General features: G+C 60.4%; 11 protein-coding genes and 1 pseudogene. 4 read left to right on the top strand and 8 right to left on the bottom strand.

Features of this window, described 5'->3' with window-relative positions:
* A partial coding sequence (locus tag ACYSM9_RS21155) for a transposase (RefSeq protein ID WP_461858916.1) occupies nt 1-807 on the bottom strand: 807 nt, incomplete at its 3' end.
* Nucleotides 808-1,142: 335 nt separating this feature from the next.
* Nucleotides 1,143-2,174, bottom strand: coding sequence for a LacI family DNA-binding transcriptional regulator (locus ACYSM9_RS21160; RefSeq protein WP_461858917.1), 1,032 nt, complete (start codon nt 2,172-2,174; stop codon nt 1,143-1,145).
* Between the two features lie 80 nt (nt 2,175-2,254).
* On the opposite strand from ACYSM9_RS21160, the gene ACYSM9_RS21165 reads away from it, so the two are divergent.
* From ACYSM9_RS21165 to ACYSM9_RS21180, 4 genes are all read left to right on the top strand, one after another.
* Entirely contained in the window at nt 2,255-3,145 is an 891-nt protein-coding gene (locus ACYSM9_RS21165) for an alpha/beta fold hydrolase (protein WP_461858918.1), read from the top strand.
* A gap of 249 nt (nt 3,146-3,394) precedes the next feature.
* Complete coding sequence (locus tag ACYSM9_RS21170) at nt 3,395-4,261, top strand: substrate-binding domain-containing protein (protein ID WP_461858919.1); 867 nt, start codon at nt 3,395-3,397, stop codon at nt 4,259-4,261.
* Nucleotides 4,262-4,340: 79 nt separating this feature from the next.
* The gene (locus ACYSM9_RS21175) at nt 4,341-5,441 is read left to right on the top strand and encodes an ABC transporter permease (protein ID WP_461858920.1); all 1,101 of its coding nucleotides are present in this window, start codon (nt 4,341-4,343) and stop codon (nt 5,439-5,441) included.
* Nucleotides 5,438-6,250, top strand: coding sequence for an ATP-binding cassette domain-containing protein (locus tag ACYSM9_RS21180; protein WP_461858921.1), 813 nt, complete (start codon nt 5,438-5,440; stop codon nt 6,248-6,250). The genes ACYSM9_RS21175 and ACYSM9_RS21180 overlap by 4 nt, the downstream gene beginning before the upstream one ends.
* Nucleotides 6,251-6,502: 252 nt before the next feature.
* Here ACYSM9_RS21180 and iolB read toward each other — a convergent pair whose 3' ends face one another.
* The 6 genes and pseudogenes from iolB to ACYSM9_RS21210 all read right to left on the bottom strand — a co-directional run.
* The gene (gene iolB / locus ACYSM9_RS21185) at nt 6,503-7,396 is read right to left on the bottom strand and encodes a 5-deoxy-glucuronate isomerase (RefSeq protein ID WP_461858922.1); all 894 of its coding nucleotides are present in this window, start codon (nt 7,394-7,396) and stop codon (nt 6,503-6,505) included.
* Nucleotides 7,397-7,478: 82 nt separating this feature from the next.
* A complete protein-coding gene (locus tag ACYSM9_RS21190; RefSeq protein ID WP_461858923.1) occupies nt 7,479-7,883 on the bottom strand; it encodes a tautomerase family protein in 405 nt (134 codons plus the stop codon).
* A gap of 321 nt (nt 7,884-8,204) precedes the next feature.
* A complete protein-coding gene (locus ACYSM9_RS21195) occupies nt 8,205-8,888 on the bottom strand; it encodes a GntR family transcriptional regulator (RefSeq protein WP_461858926.1) in 684 nt (227 codons plus the stop codon).
* A gap of 310 nt (nt 8,889-9,198) precedes the next feature.
* Nucleotides 9,199-10,629: a sugar porter family MFS transporter gene (locus ACYSM9_RS21200; RefSeq protein ID WP_461858924.1), complete on the bottom strand. Its 1,431-nt coding sequence runs from the start codon at nt 10,627-10,629 to the stop codon at nt 9,199-9,201.
* 44 nt (nt 10,630-10,673) lie between these two features.
* Nucleotides 10,674-11,576, bottom strand: coding sequence for a sugar phosphate isomerase/epimerase family protein (locus tag ACYSM9_RS21205; protein WP_461858925.1), 903 nt, complete (start codon nt 11,574-11,576; stop codon nt 10,674-10,676).
* Nucleotides 11,577-11,808: 232 nt separating this feature from the next.
* Nucleotides 11,809-13,314 (bottom strand): annotated as a pseudogene (locus ACYSM9_RS21210) (CoA-acylating methylmalonate-semialdehyde dehydrogenase); the annotation flags it as partial.
* Nucleotides 13,315-13,427 lie beyond the last annotated feature (113 nt).

Genomic DNA, 13,427 nt, shown 5'->3' on the forward strand with positions numbered 1-13,427 from the left:
CGCAAAAGAATGCGGCCAGAAACCCGGGATAACGGAATCCTCGGAATAATCCTTGGGCGCCCGGATACGCCCGGGCAGCACCGCCGCCGAATAGTGCGCCGCCATCTCGCGGTAAGCGTCATTGAGCACCACTTCGCCCTCGCGGGGATGCTTGATGACACCGGTCTTCAGATTGTCCGGCACGATCCGCGGCACCGAACCGGTGAAGGCTTCGAACATCGCAACGTGGGCCCGCAACCAGGTGTCCTGCTTCATGTCCAGTGCTGGTTCGACAAACGCAAACCTGCTGAAAGGCAGACACGCCACAAACAAATACACGGTCCTGGGCTTGCCCGTGACCGGATCGGCCAACTGCATCGTCGGGCCCGACCAGTCCACCTCCACCGTCTGCGCCGCCTTGTGCCCGACCCGCGATGCCACCCCCGTGACCAGCACATGCCGCTGGTAGGTCCTGCAGAACCGGTCATAACCCATCACCGGCTCACCGGCAGCGGCGCGTGAATCGGCATACTCGCCATGCAGCAGCTTCAGCGTCACGCCGACCCGGGCCATCTCCCGGTGGACCTGGTCCCAGTCCGGCTGCGCAAACACGCTCTGATGCTCACCACGCCCGGGAAACAGCCGGGCATAGACCTCGCCCTCTGAACTGTTGGCGATGTCATCCCACACCACACCAGCCGCGTCGGCAGCCTCCAACACCGCCGTGATGCTCTTCCGGGACATTCCCTGCGACGCAGCGATCGCCCGGCCTGACAAGCCCTCGGCGCGCAACTGCAACACCAGCTTCGCCCTGATCTTCCGTACCATTGATGATTACTCCTTCCGCCGTGCGCCCTATACACACGACGGAAGGAGCCTAAAACGGGGTGGCCCCCAAGAACGCCACTACCGGCACCCAAGACCGCTACTGCCCGCTCTGCCCGCCGGCCCCCACACACACGACGGATGGACCCCAAAAGAGCGAATATTCACCTTGCGGAACTGCAGGATGGTCGCGAACACTCACTCTTTCGCTTGCGGCTCTTGAGTGAGCTTCGACCCGCGCGCCTGTTTCTCTATCAGCAGTCACCTTTCCCACCCCCGGCATCATCCATCAGTGGCGAGAGGGCGCGAAGGATTGTCACGACACCGCAGAGGCCGCTTCAGGCCGGACCTGTAGTTTCCCGTGAGAACAGGGTCGGAGCCATCACAACGTGATGGGGCTCCATGGAACGCTCCTCGAGGCGCTCTATGAGGAGCCGAGCGCCAGCACGGCCCATGTCAAGACCGGATCGCCCAACTGTCGTCAGGGAGATGGCTGAGGATCGAGCAAGACTCGTGTTGTCGAAGCCGGCGATCGATAGCTCACCGGGAATATCCACCTTCCGTCTTCGGGCTCGACCAAGGACACCGATCGCCGACAAGTCGTTGGCCGCAAAGACGGCGCTTGGCCGTGAGGAGTCCCATAACTGGTCGAAGCCGGACTCCCCGCTCTTTTCCGTGTAATCGCCTTTGAATACCGCGACTTCGCGTTCGAGTCCATGGGATTTCATGAAGTCTTTATAGGCCTTCAGGCGCGCGAGGGCCCGGGCACCGCTCCCGCCGTCAAGGTGTGCGATGCGTGTGTGTCCCAGTTCCATGAAATGTTCCATTACTAGACGTACCGCGGCCGCGTCGTCCACGAGAAGTGAATCTGCAGACCGGGTCTTTCGTCCGACGACCACGGTCGGAACATTGCGCGACAGCTCATCAAGCTCGGGGACGGGGAGTTGGCAACCGAGGAGGATGATGGCGTCCACCTGCAGGGCAAGAAAGGACTCGATCGCTGTTCGTTCGCGACTAGGGTCGTTGAATCCTGATGCCAGGAGGATTTGATCCCTCAAACCGCCCAGGCCTTCGTCCAGGCCGTCGAGGACGTCAGCAAAGATGGGGTTGTGCAGATCGGTTAAAAGGACGCCAATCGCCCCGCTCCGTTTGCTGGCGAGACGCCTCGCATTCAGGTTCGGCCGGTAACCAAGATCTGCCGCAGCAGCGGCGACGCGCTCACGGCTTTGCTCTGAAACCCGCGTGGACCCCCTCAAGGCCATGCTGACAAGGGTTCGCGATACTCCAGCCTTCTGCGCCACGTCATCCAGCGTCACCCTCACAAAGCCTCCTAGGAGCGAACCCTTGACATCACTGTTGAAGCGCTTCACACTATAACTTGTTGTAGCGCTTCAACACCATTTTCTTCGGGTAGTTGATGCTCCTAAGGACAATGAACCAAGGAGGCTTCGTGTTATACGCTGACGTAGGCTCAGCCCAACTTTGTTATGAAACCAGTGGCCCTGCGGACGGAGAACCTCTGGTCCTCATCCACGGACTCGGGGCACAACTGATCGCGTGGTACCCGGGTTTCTGCCAAAAGCTGGAAGCAGCAGGATTCCGTGTCATTCGTGTAGACAACCGGGACGTAGGGCTCTCATCCAAACACCCTGGACTGGACTACAGCCTGTGGGATATGGCAGAAGACATAGCTGGATTACTCGATACCTTGGGCATCGAATCAGCTCATGTGGCCGGTGCCTCTATGGGAGGCATGATTGCCCAGCTGCTGGCTGCGTCACGCCCCGACCGCGTCCGGAGTCTGTGTGTCATGTTCTCGGCCCCAGGCCCCGCCTACCTGAGTGATAACGACGAGGAAGTCCGCTGCGTCCTCGAGCAGCAGCCGGCGACCGACCGGGAAAGTGCCATTCAACAGTGGATCACCAGTGAACGGATTTCTGGTTTGGAGGGGCTCGACGAATCCTGGATCGAGGAATTTGCAGCTTCAATTTACGACCGCAGCTATTCTCCGGACGGTTTTGAAAGGCAGGCCCGGGCACTGCGGAGCAGCCCGGACTTGAGCGAGCTCCTTCAGTCCATCAGCGCCCCCACGGCTGTGATTCACGGGCGGAATGACCGGCTCATCAGTTTTCAGGGAGGGATCGCATCGGCCCAGGCGATTCCCGATTCTGAACTCCATGTATACGCCGACATGGGGCACCAGGTGAAACCCGAACTCTGGGATGACTTCGTGCGAGTCATAGCACGAACGGCCAGTCGCGCCTCCTCCCATAAGAAGGGCAGGGACCGCCGTCCCAACCACCTTGCATCGTCAGGAAAAGGCCGCCTTCCCGTCAAGTAGGGGCAGCCCAGTTCTTGATACAACACACGCAAGAGCCGTTCACCAAGACAACAACATTACTTCCTCGGAGAGGCAACAATGTCTGAATCCATACGCCGGCCGGGATCAAGTCGCCGTCGACTTGCACTCCTTGCGGCAGCAGCAGCATCAATCACATTCGCGGTCGCCGGGTGCACAGCTGGCCCTTCAAACTCCTCTTCACCTGGAGCCCTCGAAAGCGGTTTTGGCAGTCGAGGTCAGAACAGGACTATGGACTACTTCATGCTGTTTGACCCAGCTACAGAGCCGACGTTCGCGCAAATCTCCAGAGGCGCCCAAGACGCCGCAAAATTAGCCAATATCCACCTCAACGAACAGAATGCAGGCGGGCAGGCCGCCAACTATGTCCAGCTGATCCAGACAGCTATCGCGAACAAGCCGGAGGCAATCTTTGTGATGTTCCAGGATCCCTCCTGGAATGACGTCGTATGCCAGGCCCATGATTCAGGCATTATGGTGTACGGCTACGGCATCGCACCCACCGGCGACACTAGCAAGTGTGTAGATGGTTTCGTTGGCCAGGACTTCACTGTCGTTGGCAAGACCATCGGTCAGAAGTTGCTCGATTCGGTCAGCCTCAAAACAGGTGACAAGGTGTTGTGCCCGGTCGAAGCACCATCGGCGTCCTACGCGATTCAACGGGCGTCCGGCGTCAATGAAGCGCTCAAGTCGGTTGGCGTTGAGTGCACCATGCTTGAAACTACCGGCGCGGACGAGCAGGCGCTGAATGCCATGAACACCTGGCTTGGTGCAAACAGGGACGTAAAAGCTGTGGTTCCGCTCGGGGGAACACCCAACCGCAACGCGGTTGCGGCCGAGGATGCAGTGGACGTCAAGGCACCAATCGTCGGTTTTGACACATCACCGCAGGTCATTGAGGGGATAAAGTCGGGCCGAATCCTGGCGGTGGCGGACCAGCAGCCCTACACGCAGGGCTTCCAGTCCATCATGCAGGCAACGCTCAACGCTGATTTCGGCCTATCACCTGCAAACATAAATTCCGGGGGCAACGCACTCGTGGACAAATCCAACGTCGCAAACCTTGAGGCCAAAGAACTCCAGGGCATCCGGTGGTAGGTAAAAACGCACCCTCATCAACCCCTTGGAGGGCCCGCAGCGGGAAAGAGAGCCTCAAGCAAGAAAGACCCGAAACACCATGACACACCATGCAACACGCCAGGCATCACCTGACCACTTCCACCCCACTGCGCCACCGGACTCTGAGAGCACCGCTCCCCGTCGACGGCTGGCCGACAACCAGCCGACAACGCTCTCTGGCAGGATCAAGGACAACTTCCGTCATTTGCGGGGCCGAGGATCTCTGGAAATTAGCGCGATTTACATCCTGATTGTCATCGCCGCAGTGGTCACATCCCTTGTCAACCCTGCGTTTCCATTCCTAAGCCAGAGCAACATCTCAGGTGTGCTGACTCAGAGCATCCCAGTCCTTGCGATCCTCGCGATCGGCGCCGGCATTCTGATGGTTGCTGGCGAGTTCGACTTGTCCATCGGGGCCGCGATCGGCCTTGTGGCCATCGTCTACATCCGCCTATCAAACAACCTGCCCTGGCCGTTAGCCCTAGCGATCGCAGTGGCGTGCGGCATTGCGATCGCACTTATCAACGGCGCAGTCGTGGTCTACACGCGTATCCCGTCCTTCATTGCAACACTGGGATTGTCCTTTTTCTGGACAGGCGCGAGCATCTTCGTCAATGGCGTGACCCCGGCCATCTTCCTGCCGGGGGTGAAGTCAGAAACCATGGCCAAGTTCTTCGCCGGCGACTTCGGATACTTCCACTCACAACTGCTTTGGCTTCTTGCACTCGGCGCCGCGGCCTGGTTCATGCTGCACAGACACCGCCTTGGTAACAAGATCTACGCCGTGGGTGGCAATCAAGCGGCCGCCGCTGCGGTTTCCATCAAGCCGAACCGGGTGAAGCTGCAGGCATTCGCGATCCTCGGCCTCACGACGGGTATCGCTGGCGTGCTCATCGCCGTCCGCACCTCGACGATGCAACCCGCAACTACCGAAGACTACACCCTGCTGGCCGTCGCAGCTGCCGTCGTAGGAGGCACCTCCCTCACTGGAGGCAGGGGCACAATCATTGGGATGATCGTCGGCGCAGCACTCATCCAAACGATCCAAAATGTGCTGATTCTGGGGAACGCCCCCGGATTCTACGTACAGCTCTTCGTCGGCGTGTGCATCGTCGTCGCCGCCGTCTTCAACAAGCTCATGGAAGGGAAAGCCAGATGACTACGGCTAGCGAGCTTCTCCGCCTCGACGGCGTCAGCAAGCAATACGGCCCCAATACAGTGTTGGACAACGTTTCCTTCACCATCGGTCGCAGCGAAGTCGTAGGTCTTCTAGGTGATAACGGGGCCGGAAAATCCACACTGGTAAAAATCATGTCGGGCGTGGTTCCAATGAGCAGGGGCCGTTACCTGTGGGAAGGCGAGGAAGTCAAACACGTCACGAGGCCAGAGACGGAGCGCCGGGGCGTGGAGACCATCTTCCAGGACTCCGCACTAGTGCCTTCAATGTCGATCACGCGCAACATTTTTGCTGGGCGGGAAATCACGAACCGCCTCGGGTTCCTCAAGATGAAGCAGATGGACCGCATCACAACCGACATCCTCGACAGCGTCGTAGCTATCGAAGGGATCAAGAGTGCAAAACAACTCGTGTCCTCGCTCTCAGGCGGACAGGCCCAGGCCGTCGCCATCGCCAGGGCCGTTCACTTCAAACGATCTCTACTAATCCTCGATGAACCCACAAGCGCCCTTGCCGTCCGTGCCACCGAGGCCCTCCTCAACTACCTTGTGCAGCTCAAAGGAGAAGGTGTCAGCTCAGTCCTCGTCACCCACAACCTCCATCACGCCTACCAGGTATGCGATCGTCACATCGTCATGAACCATGGCCGGAAAATCCTTGACGTCCTCCGAGAAGACACCAGCGTTGCAGAACTTACCGCTGCCGTCGTCGAAGGCGCGGAGGGCGTCAAGAGATTCCGAGCAGGACGCCCCCTTGCTGAGATTACGATCGAGCCGGAAGCTGCCTACTAGCTTCCAACATTGCTCCACAGCCAAGGGAGGGCCTGCTCATTCGAGCGGGCCCTCCCTCTACAAATGGCGAACACCAAAAGGGCTCGCCTTACTAACGGGGTGCAGACTACTGAATCATGTCAGGAACAAGCGACCCAACCTGCCCACGACCGGCCGCATCCGCGCTGTTCAAAGAAGGCAAGGACGCCGGCCTGGAGAAACTCGGCAATAAGCCGAACAACCTAAAGAACCGAATGCAATGCGGGTGCACCTTTAGGAACGGAACGGTAGCCGCGGATCGATGTTCTGGCTGTCCCAGGTCTGGCGGACCCAGCCGTGGTGCGGGTCGTCGCTGATCAGCCACTCACGCACGGGCCCGGGGCCAGCCATCACGTTCAGGTAGTAGAGGTCGTAGCCCGGTGCCGCCATGGCAGGTCCGTGCCAGCCGTAGGGGACCAGGACGACGTCGCCGGTGCGCACCTCAGCCGCGACATCGATGGGCCGGTCATCCGAGGCGTAGACGCGCTGGTAGCCCATGGCATCGGCGCCCGCAGGCGCCGCGGATCCGGAAGCCACCTGCGTTTCGAAGTAGTAGATCTCCTCGAGGGAGGTCTCGCCGTCCTTCTCCTCGTCGTGCTTGTGCGGCGGGTAGGATGACCAGTTGCCTGCAGGGGTGAGGACCTCACAGACGATAAAACGGTCCGCTTCCAGTGCGGCCGGGGTGCCGAAGTTGTGGACCTGGCGTGAGCAGTTGCCGGCGCCGCGGAGTTCCACCGGGGTTTCGGCGGCGGAAACCAGGCGGGTGGGGTAGGACGCCTTCGCCGGCGCGGTTGCCACCGCGACGCGGCCCCCGTCGGCGGAGCTGATGCCCACGGCACGCCCGGCGCCGGAGTAGAGCACGTCGCTGGGACCCGAGAACACCGAGGCGCGGCCTGCCAGGGGGTAGTCCGTGCCGTCGACGGTCACGGTGAAGGACCCGCTGAGGGGAACCACAATGCGTTCCTCATCCGCGGCAGGAAGTTCGACGGCGGCGCCCGCGGCCAGGGTGGCGACTTTCAGTCCGGTGTGTGCCCAGCCGTCAACAGTGAGGGAGGAATCGGAGGTTCCGATCGAGACGTCCCATTTGCCGTCGGCGGCGCTGCCCAGGGGGTAGACCCAGTTGGTCATGGGGTTGGCTCCTTGGATTATCGCTGTTCGAGTGTCATTTCAAAGCTGGAAGATCGAAGAAAAGCAGCAGTAGCGGCGCACGTTACTTCTTGGGAACTGCGAGTTCTCCAGTGACGTACTGTGCCCGGCCATATCCGAAGGACCAGTCTCCGGCTGTGTTCTCGACGTAGCCGATGAATACGTCTTCGCCGGCCACGCCCAGCTCGGTGAGATTCACGGCCACGGCCGAGAATAGGCGTTGCTTGGCTTCCTGGGACCTTCCACCTTGAGTGAAAATCTGGATCATGACCACGCCCTGCGTGCGTTCAAAGCCGAGGCCCGCGTCCTGAGCAAAGATCTGCCCCTGGGGGTGTTCGGTAAAGATGTGGAAGTAATCCCGTTCTGGAATGCCGTATTCGCCGAGAATGGCATCATGGATGCCTCGGCTTAATGACTGCAGTTCTTCAGGTTTGCGTCCTTCATTGACGTCGATACGTACCAGTGGCATAAGTGAACTCCTCTTTTATGAAACTTTGTCCTATCATTCTAACAAACATGAAGATGTTGTGGAACAGTTTTGGGGTTCTATCCAGGGAACGGGCGCGTATTCGAGTTCTGAGTCGAGATCCGTGAACTGTGTTGTGGGAGCTTCCTCAAAACAGGAGCAGGGCGAGGGATCTCTGTGAAAGCAGCAGGCGGGCCGCGATGTTTGTCGGCTTACGCGGGACTTGCAGTGTGGAACTTTGATACGTGGACCTGCTGCGGATCGGGGCTAGAAGCTCCCCGCGCCGTGCCGTGACGAGGCAAGTTAGAGGAACTTGCTGCCGCTTCAGAACGTTGCTTCGAACCGGTATTCGCTGGCGAGGAAGAAATGCTTCGAAAAGGCGATGGGTTTATCGTTCCACCCGAATGCGGTGCAGGCCATTACAAGCACGGGGGTTTGCTGGGGGACTTCGAGCAGCAGCGACAGTGCTTGGTCTGCCAACTCTGCGGTGATCTGGTGCCGCGCAAGTCGCATCTTTTCTTGATGGCTCGTAGGTAGGACGGGTGTTTCAACACGAAGGAGTCGTTCGGCGCGGCGGGCAGAAGGTTCATCGAGGTGGAAGTTGTCCAGCAATGCCACAGGCCGATTCTTTAGCATCTGCCTCCGCCTTACGCGCCACACGTGGGCGTCTTCGCCCAAGCCAAATGCCTCTTGTATTGGAGTGTCCGCCATGACTTTGACGAGGCTGGCAGACTCAGCGCCGAGCAGTTCATCATTGCCAAGATATGTAACGGTAAGGGGTTGCTTGCGGAACGATGAGGCAACGAACGTCCCGACACCGCGTTTTCGGACGACGATGCCTTCTTCTTCGAGGAGGTCCATCGCCTTTCGTATGGTAGGCACAGATACCCGAAAGTTCTGAGCAAGTCGATGCTCTGGCCCTACGGGTGCTCCTTCAGCCAGCAATTTGGTGTCGACGGCTGTCCGTATGGAAGTGGCGACCTGGTGGTAGAGAGGCACGGGCGACATGTCACTCACTGCGAAGTTCACTGGTCAGCCGCCCGTTGGCCGTGGATCCAGACGGTTCCAACGTTTGTCTGACGCCGCAGGGCGTCTTCCGTTCCATTCGGGACAAGGATGGTTTCAACAGGTTGCCCGTCTCCCGACAGGATGGGATGAATTGCAGCTGACCGGCGAAGGCCAGCAACAGGTCGGAAGAAGGAATGTTTCAGGTTGTCCACGGTTCCTCGCGCTTCATTGAAGCCGCGGCGGCGAGCAGGGCACCGCCGCGGCTTCGGCCGACACTGCCCCTTAGCTGCTCTGCCCCGAGGCGGGGCAGTTAGTGCGGCAATTTTCGGGACGTCGTGGAAGGTGTCTCGAGTGTGGGAGCATGCCCCGTCGCTGCGCCTTCTTTGAAGAGGGCGGACTTGTCGCCGGTCTTGAATTCCTCTTCAAGTTCTTCGAGGGATTTGGCCTTCGTTTCGGGCATATAGACCTTCAGGAAGATCAGCCCTGCGATGCCTAGTGCGACGAAGATGAAGAACGTTCCGGAAATGCCGATCAGACTGACCAATATCGGGAAGAACAGCCCGATCAGGAAGTTGATGATCCACAGCGCGAACACGCAGATGCCCATTCCTGCGCCGCGAAGTGTCAGCGGGAAAATCTCTGACAGCATCAGCCAGGTGACAGGTCCAATGGAGCCCTGCATGAAGGCCAGGAAGGTGGTCATCAGCGCCAGGAAGAGGACCGCGCGCAGCATGCCTGGCGCGGTGACCAGGGAAACCACGCCGATCAACAGCAGTGACGCTGAGGTGCCGGCCAGGCCGATGAGGAGCATGGGCCTGCGCCGCACCCTTCCCAGGAGCATCATGCCGGTGGAAGCCGCCGCGACGGAGACGACGCCATTGGCAATCGTGGCCCACAGGGCTCCGGTGGTTCCGAAACCGGCGTCGGCCAGAATGGTTGTGCTGTAGTACATGATGGCGTTGACGCCGCTGATCTGTTGAATCACTGCAATACCGAGACCGACAAGCAGGATCCTCTTGGTCCACGAGTGGGCGAGAAGTTCCCGCCATCCGCCTTTGCTCGATTCGTAGTCCTCGCGCGCCATCTTGATGACGTCATCGAATTCGCGGTGCAGCTCGCTTTCGGGCCTGACACGTCGCAGCACTTCAAAGGCATCTGCATTCCGTCCGCCCGCGGCGAGCCAGCGGGGCGATTCGGGCAGAACGAGCGTGCCAAACCACAGCACGACGGCGGGCAGGGTGGCCAGTGCCACCATCCACCGCCAGATGTGGTCTTGTCCGAAGAAGGTGCCCAGCAGTGCGTTCGATACGTAGGCGATCAGCTGACCGGATACGATCATCACTTCGTTCTGGCTGACGATCCGGCCTCTGTCCTTGCTCGATGCCATCTCTGCGAGGTAAACAGGCACTGTCACTGATGCACCGCCAACGCATAGGCCCAGGAGGAACCTGGCGATCACCAAAAGCTCGGTTGTGGGGGCAATGGCGGCGGCCGCTGCTGTTACAAAGAACCCTACGGCGAGCCAGCGGATGGTGAGGCGCCGGCCGTTCCGGTCGGAAAGGCGACCGGCGTACATAGCGCCGAAGGCGGCTCCGAGGAGGAGCGCTGAGGTGACCAGCCCTTCCTGAAGGGCATTGAGGGCCAGGTCTTCGCGCATGAATGGCAGGGCGCCGTTGATGACTCCGGTGTCGTAGCCGAAGAGCAGACCGCCGAAGGTTGAAAAGACTGCAATCTTGCGCATGAACTTCTTCGGCGCAGCTGCCTCCTGAGTGCTGCTCTTCGCCGTCATGCGATAGCTCCCGCCGGTGCGCGTCCATTTGAGACGCTGGCGGCAAACTCCTGCATGGTGTGCAGCTGGTAGCGGGCAACTTCAAGGGCGTTCTCGTCCTCGGCGAAGACGCTGGAAACCATGACGGTGTCATCGCGGTCGATGAAGCCGATCTCGCCAAGACCACCAAAGAATTCGTCCCAGTTCACGTCCCCGTCGCCGATTTTGAGGTGCTGGTGCACTCGAACGGGGTTGCCGGGCGGATTGGTAATGTAGCGCAGCCCGTGCGAGGCGTGGTGGTTCATGGTGTCGGAGACGTGGACGACGCGGATCTTGTCTCCTGCGGCCTGCATGATGGTAAGCGGGTCGTCTTTCATATGGAAGGTGTGCGAGGCGACGTAGGTCATGCCGACGTTGGGGGAGTTGAGGCCCCGAATGACCCTAAGGGCAGCCAAGCCCTCTTCGACGAAGTCGTCCGGGTGGGGGTCGATGGCAACGTGGACGCCTTCCCGTTCGAAGATGGGAAGAAGCTCTTCCATGGACTTGTAAAAGGCGGCTTCGGATTCTTCGGGCAGTTCGGGGCGGCCGCTGAACTCAGTGTTCATTTGGTTTGCACCCAGGTCCACCGTGATCTGGATCGCGCGTTTCCAGTAGCGGACGGCTGCCTGCCGCATTGTCTCGTCCGGACCAGACCAGCGCAGGACCGGCAGAACGGACGCAACTTCGACGTCGGCGTCAATGCAGGCCTTTTTGAAGTTGCTCACCAGTTCGTCGTCGGCCTTGGGGTGGGTGAAGAACGGGATCATGTCTTTGTGCGGGGTGAGCTGCAGGTATTTGTATCCCAGGTCTGCGGCGAGTCGGGGAAACTCGAGCAGGGAGTGGCTGTGATGGAAGGGTGTCGGGTCAAGGGCGATTTTCAAGGAAAGCTCCGCTGGATCTGTAGGGTCAGTGTGTAAAGTGAGGAGGCGGCACCCCGCCCCCTCACCGTGTTCTGCGGGGCGACTGAAGTCAACCCCTGCCGCACATTTAGTCCCGGCGTCCGCGGCCTTCGCTGTCGTCGTCAGCGCGCCCAGGAACTGCATCTTCCCCATGTGCCAGCTCATCCGGAAGGCCTTCCGCGATCCCGTCGTGACGAACGGCGTGGTCGTCTGCATGGGATGGGAAGTTAAACGACGCACCTGAGGCTGCGGAGGCTTCCGGCCAGCGGGAGGTGATGACCTTGCCGCGGGTGTAGAAGGAGACGCCTTCGGGGCCGTAGATGTGCTTGTCGCCGAAGAGCGATGCCTTCCAGCCGCCGAAGGAGTAGTAGGCGACTGGCACCGGGAGGGGCACATTGATGCCGATCATGCCCACATCGACAGACCGCTGGAACTTCCGGGCCGCCGCCCCGGAGGACGTGAAGATTGCGGTGCCGTTGCCGTAGGGGTTGGCGTTGATGAGGTTTATGCCGTCCTCAAGGGTGTCGACGCGCACGACGACCAGTACAGGTCCGAAAATTTCCTCCTGGTACGCGCTCATCTCGGTTTTGACGTGGTCGATCACGGTCGGGCCGACCCAGAATCCCTCTTCGTGGCCGGGGACCACGAGGTCGCGGCCGTCAACGACCATGGCAGCACCTGCTGCCTCCGCTTCGCCGATAGTCTTGACGATGAACTCCCGTGATTCGGGGCTGATGACCGGCCCCATTTCCGCATCGTGCACCGCGCCGTTGTTGACCTTCACGGCCAAGGCGCGTTCCTGCACCTTATTGACCAGGGCGTCGGCGGCATCTCCGACTGCGACGGCAACAGAGATGGCCATGCAGCGCTGACCGGCGGAGCCGAATGCGGCGGCGGCGAGGTGGTCGGCGGCGTTATCGAGATCGGCGTCGGGCAGGACGATGGCGTGGTTCTTTGCCCCGCCCAGGGCCTGGACGCGCTTGCCGTGCTTGGTGGCGGTTTCCAGGATGTGCTTGGCCACTGGCGTGGACCCGACGAAGGAGATCCCGTCCACGTCCGGGTGGCTCAGCAGCCCCGAGACGACTTCCCGGTCGCCGTGCAGGACCTGGAACACGCCGTCCGGCAGGCCGGCGTCCTTAAAGAGCTTCGCGAGCAGCATCGCGGCGGACGGCACGCGGTGAGAGGGCTTGAGGATGAAGGCGTTGCCGGTGGCGATGGCCATCGGCGCCATCCACAGCGGCACCATGACCGGGAAGTTGAACGGCGTGATACCGGCGACAACGCCGATCGGCTCCCGGAAGGAGAACACGTCGATGCCGGTGGAAACCTGATCGGAGTATTCACCCTTGAGCAGGGTGGGGATGCCGCAAGCGTATTCGATGACTTCCAGTCCGCGGCCGATCTCGCCCTTGGCATCGGAGAGGACCTTGCCGTGCTCGGCCGTCACCAGCTGGGCGAGCTCGTCAATGTGGGCAGCGACCAGTTCGCGGAACTTGAACAGCACGGCAGTGCGCTTGGCCAGGGAGATATCGCCCCAGGTGTCGGCGGCCTTGCGGGCAATGGCAACGGTGGTGTCCAGATCTGCTGCATCGGCCAGTCGCAGCTGGCCGGTGACAGCACCGGTGGCCGGGTTGTAGACCGGCTTGGTTCCAGTGCCCGATCCAGGGGTCTCTGCCCCGTTAATGTAGTGGTTGATGACGTTGGTAGTCGTCGTTGACATGATGAACTTCCTTATTCTTGGTGCTGCGAACATGTTGACGTCGTGCATTTGCCCCAAAGGGTCAGCCGAGCAGTTTGCGCTGGCGTGACTTGTGGTCGACGTAGGTCTGGAAG

Source organism: Arthrobacter sp. C152, from assembly GCF_054890965.1.